Raw genomic sequence first — 22,791 nt, 5'->3', positions numbered from 1 at the left:
CGATAGATTTATGTTGCGTAATTCTCTTCGGACGATAATACTCGGGGTTGGCAAAGCAACGCGATACCCTGTGAGCCAATTCGCGTAATGATGACCGCGAAAGGCCGCGTTCCCTTCAATTTCATCTGCTTTCTTAGCTGGTCAGGGTCCACATCTACGCCGCGCACAAGGATTTCTAAGCTGCCTGCATCATAAGATTTTAGTACCGATTTTAGGCGCTTTAAGGGGACCTTTTCTATGAATGGAAATCCCGACATTCCCTGTGGAATGCGCTCCCCCGTCAGGTACGCAATCCGCGGATCGATCTGCCACAATCCCTCGCGCGCCGCATAATGCTGCACGAGGCCCGCGCACACTACTGCCCCGTCGGGGTCAATGAGATACGTGCCGATCTCGCCAGCCTCTGGCAGGTTGTGCTCTTCATCCGTGAGAACGTCGACTGATTCCCCCTGAATCATCACCGCGTGCCTGCCCGTTCCGAGACCAGGTGTGTAAAGGCACGCCTCCTTAACCGCTCCATTGACGCTGCTTACGGTGACCAATCCGTCCCAGTCACTGAAATCAAGACCGGGTGCACACTTGATGGCTAGGTGTGCGTTCCTGTGCGCGGAGATTAAATCCGGCAGCGGCGGCAGCAAATCCTCCGGGCGGGAAATCCGCCGCCCCGCCTTTCTGCGAGCAGGATCGGCGATAATGACGTCCGCCGTGGTGGTCGTAGTGAGTGCATCTGCTTGAAAGAACGAGTCAGATGCCAAATTATGCCGGGCCATGGCGAGGCGCGAGGCATCAATATCGGAGCCGAAGTAGTCGAGTGGCGATGCATAGCCTTCGGTGCCGATAGAACACGTGACATCGTGGACGGTGCGCATCCCTCGCTGCTGCAGGAATTCTGAGCGATAGCGCGCGACAGGAAGCGGGGTAGCTTGCTGAGCAGAATCAGCATCCATAAGACAGGTCTCAGGCAGCTTTCCGCCCCGCCGGGCTGTAAGTAGCTCCATGGCGCAGCGCGCATAGTCGCCGTAGGCTGCTTTCAGCTTTTCTAAATCCTTCAGCTGCGAAGCCTTGCTCAGCTCCAAGTCCCAGCTGGCAAGTTCGGCGTTATGTTCGCTTAAGAAACGGACTTCATCGAGGTTAAAACTCATATGCGCTCTGTAGGTGTGGTGGCGAAATATTCCGCGTATTGCGGGTCGTCGCGGAGGTCGCCGATGACGGGGCGAAGGTCGGACGAGGAGGCATCATCAAGCACCTCCTGGACGGTGGAGTACTTGCATAACCGTTGCATCTGCGCCCAGGTGGGAACTACGAGGCGAACGAGTCCGGCACGCCAGCCTTCCAGGATGAGCTGCGGCGAAAACCACCCAGCGTCATCGGCCTCATGCGTGTCCCCGTCCGGTTCTTGCCCGCTAGGTAGCAGGCCGACGAAGAAAAAAGTATCAAACCAATGGTTTTTGCTTTGCCCCACCCACCGGGCCCATGGAAGGAGCATATCGGCATCGACGCGCATACCGTTATTGCTAAGGAACTCGGTAAAGGAGATGGTGTGGTCTTCCAAGAGCCGTCGCTCGCGGTGATACCGGCGCGCATTAGAAATCGTGCCGTCATCCCGAATCGCGAATAAGGTACCGGATTCCTCGAAGAGCTCGCGGGCCGCGGCGAAGACGAGGGCGTGGGCCTTGTATTTGGTGACTCCCATCCGCCGAGCCATAGCCACAACGGACTTTCCGGCCCACAAATCACCGGAATCCCACGAACGCGGTGGGAAATCGCGCGGGTCTACCCCACCGCCGGGGAATACGGCATGGCCCGGGTAGTTTCGCATCGTGCTTACGCGTTCTTGCACCCAGGCCTCGAGCCCTTCGGGGCCATCGCGAAGCAGGAGCACAGTCGCCGCCATGCGCCCGCCGTTAAACCCGGTGGTATCGCTGGCGTCGATCGCATCGAGCCGGTCATGAATCTGATTGGTCATTAAGATATCCGACGGGCAAAGTACCGCTGCCCAATGCGATCTACTTGGATGGGCTGGTGGAAGGACTGGGACAGGTTCTCCGAGGTCAGCACGGAGTTTATGAGCCCCTTCGCTACCACTTTCCCTTCATCCAAGAGCATTGCGTGGGTAAAGCCGTATGGGATTTCTTCCACGTGGTGGGTTATCATCACGATGGCAGGGGCATCCGGATCCATCGCGAGATCGCCCAAGTACCCCACGAGGTCCTCGCGCCCGCCGAGGTCCATGCCGGCAGAAGGCTCATCGAGGATGAGCAGCTCCGGGTTGGACATCAAGGCGCGGGCGAGGATGACGCGCTTCTTCTCGCCTTCTGAAAGCGTGGTCCACGTCCGATCCTTTAAGTGGGTGGCACCGACCTGGGCCAAGATGTCATCGGCACGGGAAAAGTCCATGTCCTGGTACTCTTCGCGCCACCGACCCAAAACCGCATAACCGGCGGAAATAACAAGGTCATAAACCCGCTCATCCGCGGGGATGCGCGATTGCACGGCGGAAGAGGACAGACCTATCAATGCTCGCAGGTCACGCATATCGGTCTTGCCAATTTGCTCGCCCATCAAAAAGGCCGTGCCCTTGGAGGGAAATTCCTCCGCTGCCGCCATGCGCACCAAGGAGGTCTTTCCGGCACCGTTCGGCCCGATGATGACCCAGCGTTCATCGAGCTCGACCTGCCAGTCCACGGGGCCTACCAAGTTCTTGCCGTCGCGGCGAAGCTCCACGCCACGGAAGTCGATGAGCCAGTCTTGATCAGTTGGGGTTACGTCGTTCACGCCTTCCATTGTGACTGATCTATTCACCGCCCGCAGTAATTGACACAGCTCCGCCGACTTTAATACAGCGCGCTCGCCAGCTTCGTGCGCGCCTCAAGGACACGCGGATCATTGCCAGCAAACAGGCCGAAGAGCTCGAGCAGGCGTTCCCTGAGCTGGGCCTTCTCATCGCCGGCCGAAACCTTCATGGTCTCGATGAGGCGGTCAAAGGCCTTTTCTGGGGCACCTGCCACGACTTCGGCGTCAGCGGCACGCATCTGCTTGTCGATGTCCCCCTTATCCCCATCCGCGGCAGCAATCGGGTCCTCGGATTGATTGGCTGGGTCCAGCCGCTTGAGAAGCTTCGTTGTGTCCCGCGCCTGCTTAATCTGGGTATTATCCGGTTCCGCTTCCAAGATGGATTCGTAGACCTTAATAGCGCCATCGAAATCGCCCGAGTTCAGGAAGGATTCTGCCTCTTGCAGGCGAGGGTCGTCCTCTTCTTCCTCCTCCGCTGCGGCCGGTGCAGACTCGAGCCCCTTAAGCTGCGGTCCAACGTTTTCTACCAAGCTATCCAGCCACTGCTTAAGGGCCTCCTTCGGCTGGGCTCCCTCGAAATTGGTCAGCGGTTGGCCGGCGCCAATGGCCACCACGGTAGGCAGGTTTTTCACGCCGAAGGCCTGCGCGACCTGTGGAGTGGCGTCCGCATCCACGTAGCCTACGAGGAAGCTTAGGTTTCCCGCCGCGGCTAATTCCTGCAGGTCCTGCTTCAGCTGGTCGGATTGGGTAGAGCGCGGGGTGCCGATAAGGACGACGACCGGCACCTCAGTGGAGCGGCGCACCACCTCGGTCTCGAAATTCGCCTCGGTGACGGTAAAAAATGGCTGGACTCCACTAGCCTGCGGCTGCTCTTGCGCCTGCTGGCGGGCTTCCGCACGCGCCTTGACCTGGCTGAGATCGAGGGCACCGCCTACATAAGCATTATTCGCAGAAGTCATTAATCCTCCTTAGCTAAACGACGATTCACGGCGTCTACTTTATCTGTCAATTGATTCGTCACGCCTTCGCGGATATCGGCCTTGATCACTAACGAGGTGCGCGGCGATACCGCACGCACCGCTTCGGTGGCTTTCTTAATCGTGCCGAAAACCTCGTCCCACTCGCCTTCTACAAGGGTAAACATGGCGTTGGTTTCATTGGGCAGGCCGGATTCCCGCACCACGCGGACCGCCTCCGCCACGGCATCAGCCATCTCGCCGGAGTCATTATCCACCACTGCAGGTGCTACTGAAAATGCAACAATCATGCCCGCAAGTCTACCTTCGCTTCCAACAGTGCCGGTGCCAATGGCGGCGGTCATCGCCCTGCCTTCCGGTATCGCGCGGCCAGGCAACAATGTGGGCAACCCCAGGCGGAATATTTTGGTTACAACCCGGGCAAATATAGAACTTTTGCGCCCGCGCGGAACCGATGTGCCGCATGATATAGGGCTCCCCGTGCGTCCAGCTGGGGCCCTCGACCGTCTGCGAACCAAAAAAGGTGGAGCCGTCCTTGGGCAGTGGCCGGAATTCTTGTGGTTTCCGCCTATTTCGCCGTGGCATTAAAACAACCGCAATTCTTTCGACTCGAGCCCGCGCAGCTCCTGGTAGTCCAGGACCACGCAGCGGATGCCGCGGTCTTCGGCAAGCGTTCGGGCCTGTGGTTTGATCTCTTGCGCCGCAAAGATGCCGAATACAGGCGCGATTAATTCATCGCGGTTCAGCAGCTCGAGGTAGCGGGTTAGCTGCTCGACCCCGTCGATACCACCGCGGCGCTTGACCTCCACAGCAACATTCCGGTTATCGGCATCTTTTGCCATGATGTCTACCGGGCCAATGGCCGTGGGATACTCGCGTCGCACGAGGGTGAAATCGGAGCCCAATGTGTCGATCTTTTCGGCCAAAAGTTCCTGTAGGTGCGCCTCCACACCGTCTTTTACTAGGCCTGGATCTTCGCCCATGTCATAGGAGATGTCCTCGTGGATTTCCGCAATGGTGATGCGCAATTGCTCGCCCTTCGGGTTTTCCACAAGCCATAAAACTTCACCGGTGTCATTGCCATCGACGTCCTCGATGACGGATTCCTGCACCGTGCACGGCGGGGTCATCCAATTCAGGGGCTTATACGCGCGGTCATCGGCATGCACCGATACCGAGCCGTCTGCCTTGACGATGAGCAGGCGGTCCGCCAAGGGAAGGTGGGCGTCGAGCCGTCCCACGTAATCAACTGAACAACGGGCGATTACTAAGCGCATGGCTACTACCCTAGCCTGTTGCTATTGGCGCTTGGACTGCCGGGTGGCTCGCTCCCGCAACTGCTTGTAATCAAAGCGCTGTTGCCGCTTGGACGGCGCAGCCTCGACCCAAGCTTCGAAAGCCATGATCCCGCGGGAATCGGAAGCCAGCTCGTATTCCGCATCCCCGGTGCTAAAGTGCACCACCTCGGTGGCATCAGACATGAAAGAAGCCTCGTCATCATCCAAAGAACGGGAGTTCAAAATGGTGATGTCGAGGCGATTAAACCACAGGTTATAGCGCGGAAATACAGAGCGCAGTTTGAAGTATTCCACGACTTCGCCGGTATAACGCAGCACGCCATGGCGCCAGGAAAAGCTATCCTTCGCCGGCATTGAGCGCAACAACACTGCGGTTCCGCGCGAGCGCAGAGTAAAAAATCGCAGGGCCGCCAGCAGAACAACTAGCAATACTACCAACGCTAAGGCCCACAGGACCACCGAGATAACCGTCGAATTCATGGGCTCCACACGCCATCCTTGGTTAGTGAAAGAACAATTATTTGGATTGTAGCGCCTGATTCCTCCTCTGCGCCAATAAGAAAAGGCAAAGAAAACGTGAAAAAGCGCACCGGATAAATCCAGTGCGCTTTTCTGAGAGCAGGAAGGGCGGCTATTGCTGCCCTCTCCTACCAATCCAAGGTTTATTCAGCCTTTGCTGCGCGGCGAAGTGCACGCAATGCAGCCTCACCGCGGGACTTGGTGAGCTCATGAGCCGAAGAGGAATCCTCTTCCGCCTTGGCCTCATCCACCTCATCGGACCAGATGGCCCAATCAGCGAGGACGGTAATCTTGTCCTGGGTAACGGAGAGGAAGCCACCCTGGACGGCGGCAACGCGCCGCGCGCCATCGACTGGGTGGATGGTCACTACGCCATTGTCGATCAATTGACCGATCACAGGCTCGTGACCGGGAAGCACGCCGATCTCACCCTCGGTGGTCTCAGCCGTCACTATGGAGGCCTGACCAGACCACAATGAGCGCTCGACGGAAACCAATTCGGCGGTGATGTCAGCCATGTGCCTCTCCCTACTTCTCGTTCAACTTCTTGTATGCAGCTTCGACGTCGTCCAAGCCACCCAAGCCGTTGAAGGCCTGCTCTGGGTAGTGGTCAAACTCACCGTTGCAGATGCGCTCGAAGGCATCGATGGTGTCCTGCAGCGGCACGTAGGAGCCCTCCAGACCGGTGAACTTCTGCGCGACGAAGAAGTTCTGACCCAAGAAGCGCTCGATACGGCGGGCACGCTGCACGGTCACCTTGTCTTCTTCAGACAGCTCGTCCATACCAAGGATGGCGATGATGTCCTGCAGTTCCTTGTTCTTCTGCAGAATACCGATGACGCGCTGCGCTACCTCGTAGTGTTTCTCGCCCACGATGCCTGGCTCGAGGATACGAGAGGTAGAGGTCAGCGGGTTCACTGCTGGGTAAATACCCTTGGAAGCAATGGCACGGTCCAGCTCGGTCGTCGCATCCAAGTGGGCGAAGGTCGTGGCTGGGGCCGGGTCGGTGTAGTCATCGGCAGGCACGTAAACGGCCTGCAGAGAGGTAATGGAACGACCCTTGGTGGAGGTAATGCGCTCCTGCAACACACCCATCTCATCAGCCAGGGTTGGCTGGTAACCCACGGCGGAAGGCATACGACCCAGCAGGGTGGAAACCTCGGAGCCGGCCTGGGTGAAACGGAAGATGTTGTCAATGAACAGCAGCACGTCCTGGTTCTGCACATCGCGGAAGTACTCCGCCATGGTCAGGCCGGACAGCGCCACGCGCATACGAACTCCTGGTGGCTCGTCCATCTGGCCGAAGACAAGTGCGGTATCTTGCAGAACGCCCATCTCTTCCATTTCCAGGAAGAGGTCGGTGCCCTCACGGGTGCGCTCGCCGACGCCGGCGAAAACCGACGTACCGGAGAACTCGCGGGCAATACGGGTAATCATTTCCTGAATCAGGACGGTCTTACCCACACCTGCACCACCGAAGAGGCCAATCTTGCCGCCCTTAACGTAAGGGGTCAGCAGGTCAATGACCTTAATACCGGTTTCGAGGATCTCGGTCTTGCCCTCGAGCTGGTCGAACGCTGGTGGCTCGCGGTGGATGCCCCACTGCTCACCATCGCGGCCGAGGCCCGGCTCGTCGAGGCAGTCACCGAGGGCGTTAAAGACGTGGCCCTTGACGACGTCGCCGACGGGAACGGAGATAGGCTCTCCGGAGTCGACTACCTCGGCGCCACGGACAAGGCCATCGGTAGGTGCCATGGACACGGTACGAACGAGGTTGTCACCGAGGTGCTGAGCGACCTCAAGGGTGACGGTCTTTGCCACAGCTTCGAGCTTAATCTCGACGTGGAGTGCGTTGTACAGGGCCGGAAGTGCCTCGCGTGGGAATTCCACGTCCACCACCGGACCGATGACGCGCACGACACGACCGGCGACTGCCGAAGACTGTGCATTCTGCTCTTGCAGAGCTGTAGTCATAATCTAGTCACTTTCTGCGCTGTCAGATAGCGCGCCAGCGCCACCGACGATCTCTGAAATTTCCTGGGTAATCTGTGCCTGACGGGCCTGGTTGGCCACACGAGATAGGTCATTGGCAATCTCGGTTGCGTTGTCAGTAGCAGATTTCATAGCTGTACGGCGTGCAGCGGACTCGGAAGCCGAAGCCTCCAAGAACATAGCAAACAGGATACGCGAGACGTACTGCGGAAGCAGCGCTTCCATCAGGGTATCCGCGTCCGGCTCGAACTCGAAGTCCGCGGAAATGTTTTCCGTCGGCTCCGGATCCTCCAGTGCGGAGTCACCCATCTCGTACTCCTCGCCCTGCACTACCGGCTCAACAGGCAAAAGCTGCTGCGCACGCGCAGTTTGGGTCAGCATGGACTCAAACTCGGTGTAGACCACATGCACCTGGTCAAAGCCGGTAACACCTGCGCCTTCACCTTCCGCATGCAAGCCCTCGCGGCCCTTGGTAGTGCCCTTAGAACCGGCAACGAAGCCATCGATCATGTGGCGACGCACATCGTGGGTGCCCTCCCAGGTTGGATCCTGAGAGAAACCATCCCAGCTGCCCGCTACCTCTTCCTCGCGGAAGTTGTAGTGGCCGATGCCCTTGCTGCCGGTGACGTAGCGAACTACCTCGTAGCCCTTACTTTCGAGGAGGGCCTTGAGCTGGGCTGCCTTCTTGAAGACGTTGTTGTTGTAGCCACCGCACATGCCTCGGTCAGAGGTGATTACGAGAATCGCGGCGACGTTGCCGTCTTCACGCTCGCGCAGCATAGGGTGCTCTAGCGTCGACGCTGCAGCCAACCTGTTCATGACATTGGTCAGCTCAATCGCATACGGCTGAGAGGCTTCCACCCGAGTCTGCGCTTTGGTAATGCGCGAGGTAGCAATGAGCTCCTGGGCTTTAGTGATCTTCTTAGTCGAGTTCACGGACCGGATGCGGTCGCGTAATTCGCGAAGATTAGCCATCGTTTCTCCTCCCTTCTTTCATATAGACGGTTAATTACGAGAGCTGAACTCTACTTAGCCGTCTTCCGGGAGACGTTGAGCTCGGTGCTTTTCACGTCGTTTTCGTCCAAAGGATCTACAGGCTCTTCGGTGCCCAAATTGTGGCCCTCGGAGGTGCGGAAGGTAGGAGCGAACTCCTTGGCTGCGGCCTCGAGTGCTTCCTTGGACTCATCGCTAAGCGCCTTGCCGCCGGCGATCTGCTCAAAGACCTCTGGAGTATTGGCGTTGAGGTACTCGTGCACCTCGACCTCGAAGCGGCGAACGTCTTCGACGGGAACGACGTCGAAGATGCCTGCCTCAGCGAGGTAGATAGATACCATCTGGTATTCCACCGGCTGCGGCGAGGATTCGGATTGCTTCAGCAGCTCGACCAGGCGGGAACCGCGCTCCAGCTGCGCCTTGGACGCAGAGTCAAGGTCGGATGCGAAGGCAGCGAATGCCTGCAGGTCACGGTATGCAGCCAGGTCAAGACGGAGGTTACCGGCAACCTTCTTCATGCCCTTGGTCTGTGCCGCACCACCAACACGGGAGACGGACACACCGACGTTAATAGCCGGGCGCACGCCCTGGTTGAAGAGGTCGGACTCCAAGAATACCTGACCGTCAGTAATGGAAATGACGTTGGTCGGAATGAAGGCACTGACGTCGTTAGCCTTCGTTTCGATGATGGGCAGTGCGGTCATAGAACCGGCACCCATGTCATCGGAAAGCTTTGCAGCGCGCTCCAGCAAGCGGGAGTGCAGGTAGAAGACGTCACCTGGGTAGGCCTCGCGTCCCGGTGGCCGGCGCAGCAACAGCGAAATTGCACGGTAGGCCTCAGCCTGCTTAGTCAAGTCATCGTAGATGACCAGGACGTGGTTGCCCTGGTACATCCACTGCTGACCCAATGCGGCACCGGAGAACGGTGCCAGCCACTTGTAGCCGGCGGAATCAGAAGCTGGGGCCGCCACGATGGTGGTGTAATCCAGCGCGCCGTGCTCCTCAAGGGTGCGGCGCACGCTGGCGATGGTCGAGCCCTTCTGGCCGATGGCGACGTAAATACAACGGACCTGCTTGTCCTTGTCGCCGGACTCCCAGTTGGCCTTCTGGTTCAAAATGGTATCGATGGTCACCGCGGTCTTACCGGTTTTACGATCGCCAATGATCAGCTGACGCTGACCACGGCCGATCGGGGTCATCGCATCGATAGCCTTAATGCCGGTCTGCATTGGCTCTTCAACCGGCTGGCGCTGCAGCACCGAAGGTGCCTGCAACTCGAGGACGCGCTCCTCTTCGCTTTCGATTGGGCCCAAGCCGTCGATGGGCTGGCCCAGTGGGTTAATAACGCGGCCGAGGAAGTCCTCGCCCACGGGGATGGAAAGGACCTCTCCGGTCCTCTTAACCTCGTCGCCCTCCTTGAGGGACTCGTAGTTACCCAGGACCACGACACCGATGGAGTTGGTGTCAAGGTTCTGTGCGACGCCAATTACGCCGCCGGGGAACTCGAGCAGCTCATTCGCCATAACGGATGGCAGGCCAGAAACCTGCGCAATACCGTCAGCTGCCGAAATGACCACGCCGACCTCCTCACGGGAGGCCTCCGCGGAGTAGCTCGAGGTGTAGTTCGCAATCGCACTACGGATCTCGTCGGAGGAGATCGTCAGCTCCGCCATGTTCTTCCTGCTCTCGGTAGTATCTTCCAGCACTTACTTAAATCGTTTCTGTCGTTTCGGCTACACCATCTGGGCACGGAAGCGGGCAATCTTGCCTGCCGTCGAGCCGTCAATGATTTCATCGCCGACGCGGATGCGCATGCCACCGAGGAGGCTGGTGTCAACCTCAGAGTGAATGGACATCGCACGACCATAAATTTTGCCCAGCTTCTCAGCGAGTACTGCCTGCTGGCCTTCATTCAATTCACCCGCAGCGACTACGCGCGCGATGGTGCGATCCTGCAGGGCTGCTGCAGTATCGGCCAATCCGGCTATGTCATCGATGGGGTTCTGCTCTGGGCGGCTGATGCCCTGCAGCGCGAGCGCTTCAGTAAACATCGTCACCTTGCCGTAGAGCACGTTTGCCAGCAATCCGCGCTTGCGTGCGGATTCAGCAGTTCGATCGGAAAGCAGCTGGGTAAGCTCGCCCTCGCGGTCCAGAATCTGCGCCAAGCGGAAAAGCTCGTCTTCGACCTGGCCCAACTGGCCCTGTGCCTCGGCGGCACGCAGCAATGCGCGGCGACCCAAGGAAACAAGCCCGTTGACAAAGTCCTTCGGCGAAGACCATTGGTTCGCCGCAGCTTCCTGCAAGATGCTTAGCGCACCGGCAGAAACCTTGGAGCCAAAGAGATTCTCGGCCAAGGACTTGCGCGCTTCGGCCGGGGCTGCGACGTCAATGAAGGACACGCGCAATTCGCGGTCCCCATCCAAGACGTCGACGACCTCGAAAATGTCTAGGCCCGCTTGGACTGCACTAGCGACGTTCTTATCGCCAGCGAGGATTTCATCCACACGGGACTGTGAGTTCGCGAGTGCTTCGCGGCTAGCTGCCTTCATAGTTGCCTACTTTCCGGCCGGTGCCACAGAGTCGAGCTCGGACAAAAAGCCATCGATGGTAGAGGACTTCTTGGAGGCGTCAGAAAGCTCGCCGCCCAGAATCTTTTCTGCCAAGTTGATGGAGTTCTGTCCCATTTCGGAACGCAGCTCAGAAACAACCTGCGCACGAGAAGCTTCCAACTGCTTTTCGCCATTGGCGACGATGCGGCGGGATTCCTCTTCCGCTTGGCTCTTCGCGTCAGCCTCGATCTGCTTGCCGCGCTCGCGCGCCTGCTCGCGGATCTCGGCTGCCTCTGCGCGGGCATCAGCCAGCTGAGCATTGTACTTTTCTAGAGCAGCCTTGGCCTCGGCCTGCTGGGCCTCAGCGCGCTTCATGCCGCCCTCAATCCGGTCTTCACGCTCTTCGAGCAACTTGGTGTAACGAGGAAGTACGAACTTCCAGAACAACCAGAGAATTACGATGAAGCACAGCAAAGACCAGAAAATGTCATAGTTCTTGGGCAGAAGAACGGAGAAGCTACCCGAACCTGGGTTCTCCTCGCCCTCTGCTGCAAGCAAATAAACGACGTTATTCATAGGTCTCCCGTCTTAAAAGTTTCGGTTTGGAAAACTCGTACTTTTAGAACAGGAAGCCGGCAACGAGGCCGATAAGGGCCAGGGCCTCGGTGAAGGCGATACCCAGGAACATGGTGGTACGCAGCTGGCCGGCCATCTCCGGCTGGCGTGCCATAGCCTCAACGGTCTTGCCGGCGACGATGCCGATACCGATACCAGGGCCGATAGCAGCCAAGCCGTAACCGATGGTGCCGAAGCCTTCGAACGTCGTAGCAGCATCCTGTGCCAGAATGATTTCGTTCATGGTGAAAGTCGTTCCCTTTCGTAAAAATCTTCAGTCCGAACCGGACCGAATGTCAGTGTTGTGTAATTAGGTGGATTACTCGGTCGCGCTCGTCGACCTCGTCCTTAGTGCGAATCAGCGTGCAAGGACAACTCAATGTACACCGCCGTCAACAGGGCGAAGATGTACGCCTGCAAGAAGATAACCAGAATCTCGAACAGGCTCATAGCCAAGCCCAAGACCACGGTCAGTCCAGACAGGACGGTCCAACCATTTAGCTGCCAGAAGAAGAAGTTCGTAGCAGAGAAGAGAAGAACCAGGATGATGTGTCCAGCAAGGAAGTTCGCCATGAGACGAATTGCAAGGGTAACCGGTCGCAGAATGAACGTAGAGAAGAACTCAATCGGTACCACCAAAAGGTGCAATGCCGGTGGCAAGTTCGGAATCACTACGGAGGAGCGAATGAACTTGCCCAAGCCGTAGCGCTTGGCGCCGGCGTAAATCATGACGATGTACGAAACGGCTGCCAACACAATTGGCATACCAATACGACCGTTGGGCGAGACGTTAAGTCCCGGGATAACGGTCGCGACGTTCATAAACAGAACCGCGAAGAAGATGCTAGCGATAATTGGCAGGAATCGCTTTCCCTCCTTCTTACCCAAAATGTCCTCGGCGATGTGGACGCGGACGAAGTCGACCGCGTTCTCGCCTACATTCTGAATGCCAGAAGGAACCAACTTAGGGTTCTTAAAGGCAGCCCAGAAAAGGATCACCACAATTAGCGTCATCAAAATGCGAATCAGCATCAGGCGATCAAGCGCGAACCATCCGTCGGCGAAGTCACCGAAAAACAGATGGTCGGCATCAATTTGCCCCGGGAAGAATTCTTCACCTAGATCGGGCGTATGGAAGTGCCCTTTCATAGCCAATGTTGTAACGCTCAGCGTTCTCTCCCGTGTTCGGGCCACACAGCCAATAGCTGGCCTCTGTGGTGCGATGGACGTCTCAAACTCTCTGCCTTGAACACGGACTCCGTCGCACATCAGCGTGAACAAGACAGGGATTTACCGTGCAGGATTCAAGCGCAACACTTAACCCCGCGGTAACCCGTTGCAAATCGTATCAGCTGGATCAACAGTTTTTGCACGTGGGGGCCCCATAGGCCACACCCGATAGCGCCATTTCCACCTTTTACCATACAAAACCGCGCTATTCCTGCCCAATTCACAAACGTGCAGTTGATCACACCCTCGGACCAACACACCCCCTCGGGGGTGGACAACTTCCATTAATGCCAGCATGCGGGCACAAAAAGACCGCCGCGCACCAGCCCAGCACGCGACGGCTTAGCCATCTCTTTCCCAGTTAAGACACGTAGGTAACCCTAGAAGTGACCACGGCCCAGACCTCGGTACCTAAGGTAACGATGAGTGCTACGACGACGGTAAGAAATAGCGCCCACGTGTCATAGAAATCCATGTCCCGGATAATGGCCAGAACTCCGATAAGCACGATCAACTTAATAAGCCAACCGCCCAATACCACCGCGATGGTGGTTGAGGGCGTCGAGTGGGCGGTAAAAAGCACTGAGAGCGCGGTAAACAAGACAAAGCCACCGCCGAGGGCAGCGCCGACGATAACGCCCCAGAGCCCGGCGACACCCTGTGCCCCACCCCAGACGGCGAGAGAAATGATGGTAAAGATGCCAAGGGCGGTAGACCCTTTCTTTACGGCACGCTGCAGCGGCAGGCGTGGGTCATCGAAATTAGCATTTTCCGTTGTGTCACTCACGGACATTCACCCTACCTCACGCGCTCGGTGAGTCACGCACTACGCAATCATCCGACGACCTGAGACCAATCTTGCCCTGCCGCAGTGGAATCAGCGTCGCGCCAAAGGCAACTAATAACGCCATGATGGACAGGCCGATCGCCACCGGGGCTGGCACGATGGAAAACGACACCGCTCCAAAGGCCACCGCGGAAACCCAGAGGTACAACACCAGCACGGTGCGCCGGTGCGTATGCCCCAGAGACAAAAGGCGGTGGTGAATATGCGCCTTATCCGCTGAAAACGGCGAGCGCCCCTGGGATAGACGGCGAATTACCGCCCAGACAAGGTCTAAGACTGGAATAAACACCGCAGCGATCACCACGAGGATAGGTGACATAAGCGCCACCATGTCCACGGTGCCGTAGAGGGACATGTTGATCTTGCCGGACGCGGAGGTGGAGGCCGCAGCGAGCAAGAGTCCAATAAGCATAGAGCCGGAATCGCCCATGAAAATTCGGGAGGGTTCAAAGTTATGGGGCAAAAAGCCTGCACACATTCCCACCAAAGCGGCGCTGATAATAGCAGGTGGATACGCCGATACCGCTCCGCCTTGGTCATGCAGGACGGTCAGCGAGAATATTAGAATGGCGCCGCCCGCGATGAGCCCAAGGCCTGCGGCTAGGCCATCGAGGCCGTCAACGAAGTTGATGGCGTTGATGAGTAGGACCGTGAAGAAAGCGGTAAGGAGGGTGCTTTGAATCTGGTCGAGCACTACCGTGGTGCCGCCACCGAAGGGGATAAAGAGCAGCGTCCACGTCAGACCCAGACCACTCATAAGGGCGGCGGCAAAGAGCTGCCCAAAAAGCTTGATGAGGGCCCCGAGTTCCAAGTAGTCATCGGCAATACCCAAAAGCACGATGGCCAGCGCCGCCCACAACACCGCACTCATCTCTGGGGTCACCGGCATAAACCCGCGAGTCAAGGCTGGAAGCTGGGCGGCGAGGAATATCGCCGCGCCAAAACCGGTAAACATGGCGAGCCCACCCATGCGGGGCGTCGGCTGGGAGTGGGAATCGCGCAGGCGAATTTCTGCCACCCGGCCCGTGCGGACCAAAAAGGATCGCACCACTCCGGTGGTCAGGTAGGTAAATGTCGCTGCAACGAGGATGACCAAGGCCAACTCGCGCAGCGGTACGCCAGTGCCGCTCACGCGAAATGCTCCTTCTATCCTTGGGGCCGGGTGCGCAACGAGTCAGCAGAGACGCCGAGGACCTCGCCAATCTCCTCCGCGGATAATGCACCTTCGCGCAGCAGGAATGGATGGTCACCGGAAAGGTCGATGATGGTGGAGGGCTTGCCGATGGCCGTCTCTCCCCCGTCCAAATACACGGTGACGGCCTTGCCCAATTGGCCCTTGGCCATTTGCGCCGTGGTTGGTGGTTGGTGTCCAGAGATATTCGCAGAAGAAACCGCCATCGGCCCCACCTCGCGCAGCAGCTCGATGGCAATCGGGTGAAGGGGCATCCGCAGCATGACGGTACCGCGGGTATCTCCCAAGTTCCACGGCAGGGACGGCGCCTGCGGCACCACGATGGATAGTCCGCCTGGCCAAAAGGCTTCGACGAGGTCACGGGTGGAATCGGGGTACGAGGCGACGAGGCCGCGAACGGTGTTCCAGGAGCCGACGAGCACGGGAACCGGCATATCCGGCCCACGCTGCTTGGTGGCAAGCAGATTAGCTACCGCGTCATTGTCGAAGGCATCGCAGCCCAAACCGTACAGCGTATCGGTGGGCATGACCACAAGCCGCCCAGACTTGGCGGCCTTGGTGGCGATGCTCACGCCTTCCTCACGCTCGGCGTCATCGGCGCAATTATAAATTTTTCCTTGCATCAATAGTCCCCTTCTTGCCCGACGGTGATGCCTTAGTCTACCGCGCGCCGCGCGGTAATAAAGCGCGGCGTGCCTGTTAGGTCCCTAAGCGGCGCGATATGGGAAAAGCCACCGTGGTCACGCACCGCATCGCGCACTGCATCGCCAGTCGTATCGTCGTGTTCAATCGCCATGACCCCACCAGGCCGCAAAAGCCTGGCGATGGTGGGAATCAACCCGCGGATTACTCCCATGCCGTCATCGCCACCGAAGACGGCCACGTGCGGATCGTGATACACCTCCGGTTGCAAGTTCGGATCTTCCGGTACATAAGGCGGGTTGCTCACTATGAGATCGACCATGCCATTCCAGTCCGCCAGAGTCTGACTGTCGGTCGCGTCCGCTTGCACCACCTCTACCCGAGTGCCGTGGGCATTGGCGCGGGTGAATTCGAGGGCGGCATCGGAAAGCTCGACCGCCCTCACTTCCGCCTGCGGTACGTAATGCTGCAGGTAGAGCGCCAGCGCGCCCGAACCTGAGCACAAATCCACCATGCGCCGGCCTGGTGCGTGGTGGACCGCCCAGTCCGCCATCACCTCCGTTTCCGGGCGCGGAATGAACACGCCTGGGCCCACCTTTAGATCTAGGGGCCCAAACCACGCCGTGCCCAGCACGTATTGCAGCGGCTCGCGCTGTTCCCGCCTGCGCAAAAGCGCCTCGAAGGCAACCTGGAAGCCGGGCATGGGTGGCTCATGCAGCGGAATATCCAAATGCCCGCAGTGAATGAGGTGCGAGATGAGGATGCGCGTATCCCATTCGGGGCTTCCTACTCCAGCAACGCGAAGGCGCTGCACCCCATGGCGCAGCGCCTCACCGTACGAATCCATCGACCGCTCTTATCCCTCAGCCTCAAGGCGCTCGGCGCGCTCCTGGTCCTGCAGGGCCTTGATGAGATCCTGCATATCGCCGTTCAACACGGAATCCAGGTTATTGGCCTTGTAGCCAATGCGGTGATCCGTAATGCGGTTTTCCGGCCAGTTATAGGTGCGCACGCGCTCGGAGCGGTCCATGGTGCGGACCTGGGAAGCGCGCTGCTCGCCAGCCTCGGCCTCGCGGGCCTCGCGCTCCATCTGGTCCAGGCGAGCCTGCAGCACCTGCAGGGCGCGGGCCTTGTTCTGGATCTGCGAACGTTCCTTCTGGCAGGTAACAATCAACCCCGTGGGCAGGTGGGTAATGCGCACTGCGGAGTCGGTGGTGTTCACGCCCTGGCCGCCCTTACCGGAGGAACGGTAGACATCGACGCGAATATCCTTGTCATCGATATTGACCGATTCCACTTCTTCGGGCTCTGGGTACACCAGAACGCCAGCAGCAGAAGTCTGGATGCGTCCCTGCGATTCCGTAACCGGCACGCGCTGCACGCGGTGCACGCCGCCTTCGAATTTGAAGACGGACCATGCGCCATCGCGCGTCGGGGATTTAGCGCGGAAGGAGATAGTCATATCCTTTACGCCGCCCAAGTCGGATTCGTTAAGGCCCAAGACCTCCCACTTAAAGTCAATCTTATCGGCAAAACGCTCGTACATGCGGGCCAAGTCGCCGGCAAAGAGCGCGGCCTCTTCGCCGCCGGCACCGGCCTTGATCTCCATGATGATGTCTTCCGAGTCCTGCTCATCGCGCGGCGCGAGCAGGTCAGCCAGCTTTTCTTCCAGCTCTTCCACAGACTCTGCTAGGCGGTCTGCTTCTTCCTGGAAGTCGTGGTCTTCGTAAGCCATCTCCTTGGCGTCCGCGAGATCCTCGCGCGCCTGGGTCAGTTCATCGTTAACCATGATGATGGGGCGCAACTCCGCGTACCGCTTGGACAGCTTGCGAAAAGCCTGCTGATCGCCGGCGATTTCTGGATCGCCCATCTGCATTTCAATGCCCTGGTATTCCGACACAATGTCATCAACCATGGAAACTTGATTAGACATAGTCTTCCTCGTCCTTATCCGCAGCCATCGGTGCCGAAGAAGCCACCTGCATGAGGAACTCGCCATTCGAGCGGGTCTTCTTAAGCTGCTTGATCAACAGGTCAATTGCCTGGTGGGAGTCCAGAGCCGACAGGATGCGGCGCAGTTTCGTCATGATGCGCGCCTCTTCAGGCACCAGCAGGAGCTCGTCCTTGCGGGTACCGGAGGGGTTGACATCCACAGCTGGGAATACGCGGCGTTCCGAGATCCCGCGGTCCAGCTTCAGCTCTGCGTTGCCCGTGCCCTTGAATTCCTCGAAGATGACGGTATCGCCGGTAGAACCGGTCTCCACCATCGCGGTGGCGATGATGGTCAGCGAACCGCCCTCTTCAATATTGCGGGCAGCGCCCAAGAAGCGCTTTGGTGGGTAGAGCGCATTGGAATCCACACCACCGGACAGGATGCGGCCCGATGCCGGGGAGGAGTTGTTGTAGGCGCGGCCCAAGCGGGTGATGGAATCCAGCAACACCACGACATCCTTGCCCTGCTCCACCAGGCGCTTTGCGCGCTCGATGGCCAGCTCGGAGACGGAGGTGTGCTCTGATGGCGGGCGGTCAAAGGTCGAAGAAATGACCTCACCCTTCACGGAGCGCTGCATGTCCGTGACCTCTTCAGGGCGCTCGTCCACCAGCACCACCATGAGGTAGCACTCGGGGTTATTGGTAGCAATCGCATTCGCGATATTTTGCAAGATGGTGGTCTTACCGGCCTTCGGCGGCGAGACGATGAGCGCGCGCTGGCCCTTACCAATCGGCATGATCAGGTCGATAACGCGGGTGGTCAGGATCTTTGGATCCGTTTCCAAGCGCAGGCGCTGGTTGGGATACAGCGGCGTGAGCTTATTAAAGTGCGGGCGCTGCTTGGCCTCTTCCGGATCGATTCCATTGACGGTATCGACCTGCACCAACTGGTTGTACTTGCGGCGGTTGCGGCCATTGCCGTGGGTGTGGGTAGGACCAGCCACCTTCACCTGACCGGTAATGGCATCGCCAGAGCGCAGGCCCAGCCGGCGCACGATGTTTTTATTAACAAAGACGTCCGCATCGCCCGCGCGGTACCCGGTGGTGCGCAGGAAGGAGACGTTATTGTCTACGACATCCAAGATGCCGCCGACGGCCTGCAGCTCATCACCTTCGCGTACCTGCAGGTCATTGCCGCCGCCGTGGTTATCATTATTGCCCCGGCCACCTCGGCGGTTCCGGCGGTTGCGACGGCCCCGGCGGTTACCGCGGTCAAAATTATTATCGTCATTGCGATTATTGCGGTGATTATTATCGCCGTTCTTTTCGCCCTGCTTGTCTCCCTGGTTATCGGAGCCGTCCTGGGAGTCATCGCGGCGGTCCTGGTGGCGATTTTGGTTCTGGTTCTGCGCGTCGCCCCTATTGTTGTCGCCGCGGTTATTGTCGTCCTGCTCTTGGCGCTCCTGGCGGCGGGCGCGATTGCGGCGCGCGCGGCGGGCCTGCGACCGCGACTCATAGCGCTGGTCGTCGCCGTTGTCCTTGCGGTCATTGCCGCGGTTGTCCTGCTGTTCGCCGGACTTGCCGTTATCGCTCTCGCCGCGGTCATCCTTCTTGGACGGCTTATCTTTCTGCTGGGCAGACGCCGCATCTTTTGCTGGTTTCTCAGCTTTCTCAGCCTTTTCTGCCTGCTCTATTTTTGCCTTCGCCTTGGCGGGAACCTGACCGGTCTTAATGGCGGTAATGAGATCCCCTTTGCGCAGGGCAGAAACGCCGCGAAGGCCGCGCTCAGCGGCCATTTTGCGCAATTCCGGCAGCTTCAGGGATGCGAGATCCTGTGCCGCGGTGTTGTCCGTATCGCTCACGGATATCCTTTCGTTGCTTGACCAGGTCCATAATTGGGATCCGCCCTCCCCCACTTCAGGGAAGCTTGGGCGGGTGCTCTGGAAGCCGATGTGTATTTTTCTTATCTTTTCGCCCTCGTGCCAAGGCGCTAGCGCACCCGGCCGGGCAATAAGCATGGGGCCTCTTCCGGTTACCTTATGGGAATTCCCCCTTGTAGCTAGTACGCGGGGGCGGAAGAATTCAAGAAACGACTGTGGGCAATGTATAACGATGGGACCTGTCACTGGGCCCGATTGCATAGGATTGGGAAGATTTTCCCGCGTTCCTATCAGTCGAACGCAATTATAGCGCATTCGCTTCGCGGTGAGTACTTGGACACCGCTACAGTGGAAGCATGCTTTCCACGATGATGGATATTCCCCTGTCTTTAACCCGTATTTTGGAATACGGCGCGTCGGTGCATGGCAATACCACTGTTACCACCTGGCACGGTGAGGGCACCGGATCCGAGTTTGGCCCCGCAGAGAAGGTCACCTTCCGCGATATCGCTGCCCGCGCGGCGGCCTTTGCCCATGTTTTACACGATGACCTTGGCATTACCGGCGATCAGCGCGTGGGCAGCTTCATGTGGAATTGCGCCGAGCACCTCGAGGTCATGTTTGGCACCGCCTGCAAGGGCGCGGTTTTTACCCCACTCAATAAGCAGCTGATGAATGACCAGATCCGGCACATCATCAGCCACGCCGAGGTTTCCGTCATCGTGTGCGATCCCCGGCTCGCCCCGCAGTTGGGTGCGGTTTTAAATGGCGCGCCTTCTGTGCATTCGGTCATTTTCACCGGTTCCCAATCGCCGCAGCGTTTTGCCCACCATTTCCCGCGCGGCATCGAGTTTTATTCCTACGAAGCTCTGCTGGATGGCCGCTCTACCATCTACGATTGGCCCGAGCTCGATGAGCGCACCGCCGCCGCATTGTGTTATTCCACCGGCACCACTGGCGCGCCGAAGGGCGTTTTATACTCCCACCGCTCGCTCTACCTCGAGGCCATGCAGCTGCGTTCCTCGGATTCGCTGTGCATTACCCACGGCGAGACCTTCCTGTGCTGCATCCCCATTTACCACGTGCTGAGCTGGGGCGTTCCCTTTACGTGTTTCATGACGGGCACCCCGCTCGTGCTTCCCGATGCGGATGTCTCCGCCCCCACCCTCGCCAAGGTCATCGCGGCCACGTCGCCGCGCGTGGCTCACGGCGTGCCCACCATCTGGATCCAGCTCTTCGTGCACTACATGCAAAATCCTCCTGAGCGCATGACACTGACGGAGATTTTCGCCGGTGGCTCCCCTGTGCCGCCGCAGCTTATCAAGATGTGGGAGGAGCATTACGGCGTCGACGTCGTGCACGTCTGGGGCATGGTGGAAACCTCGACGGTCGGCAGCGTTGCCCGCCCGCCACAGGGAGCTTCCGGTGATACCCGGTGGGCTTATCGCATCTCCCAGGGAAAGATCGCCGCCTCGCTGCAGTACCGCGTGGTCAATGACGGCCAAGTGGTATCGAAGACCGACCGCAATGCCGGTGAGCTCCAGGTGCGTGGCAATCTCGTGACCGGTTCTTATTATCATTCCCCCACCGCCGAGCCTGGCGAAGTGGCCTCCGAGTTCCGCGGCAAGCCGGTCGAGGCCGCAGAATCCAAGTTCACCGCGGATGGCTGGTTGCGCACAGGCGATGTCGGCTCCGTAACGAAGGACGGCTTCCTCACCGTTGAGGACCGCGCCCGCGATGTCATCCGCTCGGGCGGCGAGTGGATTTATTCGGTGCAGTTGGAAAACCTCATCATGGCCAATTCCGATGTGGTAGAGGCCGCGGTGATTGGCTACCCGGATAAACAGTGGGTGGAACGCCCCCTCGCCGTAACTGTCTTGGATGATCAGGCCTCTCCCACCATCGAAACAGCCGAAAAATTGCGCCAGAGCCTGCGCAAGGAATTGCCCAGCTGGATGCTGCCGGAGTACTGGACCTTCGTGAAGTCGATCGATAAAACCTCAGTGGGCAAGTTCGATAAGAAGGATCTGCGCACCCACTTGGCAGAAGGTGAATACAACATCATCCGCCTCAAGGGTCCAGGTGAAGCCCAGCGCCTTGACGAAATCAACGAAAGCGAATTTAACCGGGAAAACGAGGAATAATCAACGGCCAGGCAGGGTTGTAGCTTGGTGTACTTAGTTCCCCACTCTTAGACTGGCAGCAATGACTTCACCAACGCCTTCTTCTTCAGCGGTGTCCCTGCCCCTGCCCACCGTGGGCCGGACGCAGCCGCCGGAGGATTTACCCGCCGCAGCAAGCGACGGCACCCGCGCCTTGGTTGACCGCTACGGCCGCAGGGCACGCGACCTGCGCGTATCGTTGACGGATCGCTGCAACCTGCGCTGCACGTACTGCATGCCAGCCGAAGGCTTAGAGTGGATGCCCACGCAGCAAACGCTGTCCGATGATGAGACCATCCGACTCATCCGCCTCGGCGTGGAAAAGCTCGGCATCCGCCAGGTGCGCTTTACCGGCGGCGAGCCGCTGCTGCGCAAATCCTTGGAAAAAATCATCGCCGCTACCAAGGAACTCACCACGGATGAAGGCATCGCGCCGTCGACGGCGCTGACCACCAACGGCTTGGGCTTGGAAAAGCGCGCCGCAAAGCTTGCCGCAGCAGGCCTCGACCGCATCAATATCTCGCTGGATACCATCGATCCACAGCGCTATGCCGCACTCACCCGCCGCGACCGTCTCTCCCACGTGCTCGAGGCCACCGCCGCTGCGGCCGAGGCCGGATTGAATCCCGTCAAGATCAATGCCGTGGTCATGCCCGGCGTCAATGAAGAAGATATCGTCCCGCTGGCGGACTATGCGCTGCACCAGGGCGCCCAGCTGCGCTTTATTGAGCAGATGCCGCTCGGCCCGCGGGAAAAGTGGCGCCGCGAAGACATGGTCACCGCAGATGACATCTTGCACCGGCTACAACGCCACTTTTCCATGCGCCCGGCGCGCGAGCCGCGCGGATCGGCCCCGGCCGCTTTGTGGGATGCCATCGCCCCCGACGGCACCGCCGGCAAGCTCGGCATCATCGCCTCGGTAACCCACCCCTTCTGCGGCGACTGCGACCGCACGCGGCTTACCACCGATGGTGCCGTGCGCAACTGCCTGTTTGGCAATTCCGAAACCCAGTTGCGAGATCTCATGCGCTCTGGCGCCAGCGACAAGGAGTTGATGGAGGCATGGGCCGGGGAAATGTGGACGAAGAAACCAGGCCACGGCATTGATGATGAGGGCTTTTTGCAGCCGGATCGTCCCATGTCTGCCATTGGCGGCTAATCTAATTATTT

At 58.9% G+C, this 22,791-nt stretch carries 24 protein-coding genes; 2 read left to right on the top strand and 22 right to left on the bottom strand.

Annotated elements, in window-relative coordinates:
* Positions 1-8 precede the first annotated feature (8 nt).
* The 22 genes from ACLI1T_RS05000 to rho form a co-directional block, all read right to left on the bottom strand.
* Complete coding sequence (locus tag ACLI1T_RS05000) at positions 9-1,142, bottom strand: THUMP-like domain-containing protein (protein WP_411703205.1); 1,134 nt, start codon at positions 1,140-1,142, stop codon at positions 9-11.
* Positions 1,139-1,966, bottom strand: coding sequence for an NUDIX hydrolase (locus ACLI1T_RS04995; RefSeq protein ID WP_411703204.1), 828 nt, complete (start codon positions 1,964-1,966; stop codon positions 1,139-1,141). The genes ACLI1T_RS05000 and ACLI1T_RS04995 overlap by 4 nt, the downstream gene beginning before the upstream one ends.
* Positions 1,966-2,784 carry an ABC transporter ATP-binding protein gene (locus ACLI1T_RS04990; protein WP_411703203.1) on the bottom strand — a complete coding sequence of 273 codons (819 nt, stop codon included), beginning with the start codon at positions 2,782-2,784 and terminating at the stop codon, positions 1,966-1,968. Before ACLI1T_RS04990 ends, ACLI1T_RS04995 begins: the two co-directional genes overlap by 1 nt.
* A 50-nt stretch (positions 2,785-2,834) precedes the next feature.
* Positions 2,835-3,752 carry a tetratricopeptide repeat protein gene (locus ACLI1T_RS04985; RefSeq protein WP_411703202.1) on the bottom strand — a complete coding sequence of 306 codons (918 nt, stop codon included), beginning with the start codon at positions 3,750-3,752 and terminating at the stop codon, positions 2,835-2,837.
* The gene (locus ACLI1T_RS04980) at positions 3,752-4,060 is read right to left on the bottom strand and encodes an MTH1187 family thiamine-binding protein (RefSeq protein WP_034653892.1); all 309 of its coding nucleotides are present in this window, start codon (positions 4,058-4,060) and stop codon (positions 3,752-3,754) included. Before ACLI1T_RS04980 ends, ACLI1T_RS04985 begins: the two co-directional genes overlap by 1 nt.
* 10 nt (positions 4,061-4,070) lie before the next feature.
* Positions 4,071-4,355: a hypothetical protein gene (locus tag ACLI1T_RS04975; protein WP_411703201.1), complete on the bottom strand. Its 285-nt coding sequence runs from the start codon at positions 4,353-4,355 to the stop codon at positions 4,071-4,073.
* Entirely contained in the window at positions 4,355-5,047 is a 693-nt protein-coding gene (gene nucS / locus ACLI1T_RS04970) for an endonuclease NucS (RefSeq protein WP_411703200.1), read from the bottom strand. Before nucS ends, ACLI1T_RS04975 begins: the two co-directional genes overlap by 1 nt.
* Before the next feature lie 21 nt (positions 5,048-5,068).
* On the bottom strand, positions 5,069-5,548 hold the full coding sequence (locus ACLI1T_RS04965) for a DUF2550 domain-containing protein (RefSeq protein WP_034659266.1): 480 nt from the start codon (positions 5,546-5,548) through the stop codon (positions 5,069-5,071).
* 182 nt (positions 5,549-5,730) lie between these two features.
* Positions 5,731-6,105 carry a F0F1 ATP synthase subunit epsilon gene (locus tag ACLI1T_RS04960; protein WP_023026361.1) on the bottom strand — a complete coding sequence of 125 codons (375 nt, stop codon included), beginning with the start codon at positions 6,103-6,105 and terminating at the stop codon, positions 5,731-5,733.
* Positions 6,106-6,115: 10 nt separating this feature from the next.
* Positions 6,116-7,561 carry a F0F1 ATP synthase subunit beta gene (atpD, locus tag ACLI1T_RS04955; protein ID WP_005280201.1) on the bottom strand — a complete coding sequence of 482 codons (1,446 nt, stop codon included), beginning with the start codon at positions 7,559-7,561 and terminating at the stop codon, positions 6,116-6,118.
* Positions 7,562-7,564: 3 nt separating this feature from the next.
* Positions 7,565-8,554 (bottom strand): F0F1 ATP synthase subunit gamma, encoded by a 990-nt coding sequence (locus tag ACLI1T_RS04950; RefSeq protein ID WP_411703199.1) that lies wholly within the window; start codon positions 8,552-8,554, stop codon positions 7,565-7,567.
* 50 nt (positions 8,555-8,604) lie between these two features.
* A complete protein-coding gene (atpA, locus tag ACLI1T_RS04945) occupies positions 8,605-10,245 on the bottom strand; it encodes a F0F1 ATP synthase subunit alpha (RefSeq protein ID WP_411703291.1) in 1,641 nt (546 codons plus the stop codon).
* Between the two features lie 60 nt (positions 10,246-10,305).
* Positions 10,306-11,121, bottom strand: coding sequence for a F0F1 ATP synthase subunit delta (locus ACLI1T_RS04940; RefSeq protein WP_411703198.1), 816 nt, complete (start codon positions 11,119-11,121; stop codon positions 10,306-10,308).
* Between the two features lie 6 nt (positions 11,122-11,127).
* Positions 11,128-11,697, bottom strand: coding sequence for a F0F1 ATP synthase subunit B (locus tag ACLI1T_RS04935; RefSeq protein ID WP_411703197.1), 570 nt, complete (start codon positions 11,695-11,697; stop codon positions 11,128-11,130).
* 43 nt (positions 11,698-11,740) lie between these two features.
* A complete protein-coding gene (locus tag ACLI1T_RS04930; protein WP_005280196.1) occupies positions 11,741-11,980 on the bottom strand; it encodes an ATP synthase F0 subunit C in 240 nt (79 codons plus the stop codon).
* 104 nt (positions 11,981-12,084) lie between these two features.
* Positions 12,085-12,885 carry a F0F1 ATP synthase subunit A gene (gene atpB / locus ACLI1T_RS04925; RefSeq protein ID WP_023026356.1) on the bottom strand — a complete coding sequence of 267 codons (801 nt, stop codon included), beginning with the start codon at positions 12,883-12,885 and terminating at the stop codon, positions 12,085-12,087.
* Positions 12,886-13,327: 442 nt separating this feature from the next.
* Entirely contained in the window at positions 13,328-13,759 is a 432-nt protein-coding gene (locus ACLI1T_RS04920) for a hypothetical protein (RefSeq protein ID WP_411703196.1), read from the bottom strand.
* Positions 13,760-13,769: 10 nt separating this feature from the next.
* Positions 13,770-14,945, bottom strand: a complete 1,176-nt coding sequence (locus tag ACLI1T_RS04915; RefSeq protein WP_023026354.1) for an MraY family glycosyltransferase — start codon at positions 14,943-14,945, stop codon at positions 13,770-13,772.
* Positions 14,946-14,959: 14 nt separating this feature from the next.
* Positions 14,960-15,628, bottom strand: a complete 669-nt coding sequence (locus ACLI1T_RS04910; protein WP_349867153.1) for an L-threonylcarbamoyladenylate synthase — start codon at positions 15,626-15,628, stop codon at positions 14,960-14,962.
* 32 nt (positions 15,629-15,660) lie between these two features.
* Positions 15,661-16,494: a peptide chain release factor N(5)-glutamine methyltransferase gene (prmC, locus tag ACLI1T_RS04905; protein WP_411703195.1), complete on the bottom strand. Its 834-nt coding sequence runs from the start codon at positions 16,492-16,494 to the stop codon at positions 15,661-15,663.
* Between the two features lie 9 nt (positions 16,495-16,503).
* On the bottom strand, positions 16,504-17,580 hold the full coding sequence (gene prfA / locus ACLI1T_RS04900; protein ID WP_023026351.1) for a peptide chain release factor 1: 1,077 nt from the start codon (positions 17,578-17,580) through the stop codon (positions 16,504-16,506).
* Positions 17,573-19,441, bottom strand: a complete 1,869-nt coding sequence (rho, locus tag ACLI1T_RS04895; protein WP_411703194.1) for a transcription termination factor Rho — start codon at positions 19,439-19,441, stop codon at positions 17,573-17,575. The genes prfA and rho overlap by 8 nt, the downstream gene beginning before the upstream one ends.
* A gap of 374 nt (positions 19,442-19,815) precedes the next feature.
* Between rho and ACLI1T_RS04890 the strand changes: the two genes are divergently transcribed.
* A complete protein-coding gene (locus ACLI1T_RS04890; protein ID WP_411703193.1) occupies positions 19,816-21,603 on the top strand; it encodes a long-chain fatty-acid--CoA ligase in 1,788 nt (595 codons plus the stop codon).
* Between the two features lie 61 nt (positions 21,604-21,664).
* A complete protein-coding gene (gene moaA / locus ACLI1T_RS04885) occupies positions 21,665-22,780 on the top strand; it encodes a GTP 3',8-cyclase MoaA (RefSeq protein WP_411703192.1) in 1,116 nt (371 codons plus the stop codon).
* Positions 22,781-22,791: the final 11 nt, after the last annotated feature.

Source organism: Corynebacterium tuingiense (genome assembly GCF_046718165.1).
Taxonomy (GTDB): domain Bacteria; phylum Actinomycetota; class Actinomycetes; order Mycobacteriales; family Mycobacteriaceae; genus Corynebacterium.
This window is presented reverse-complemented; position numbering and strand designations above follow the sequence as displayed.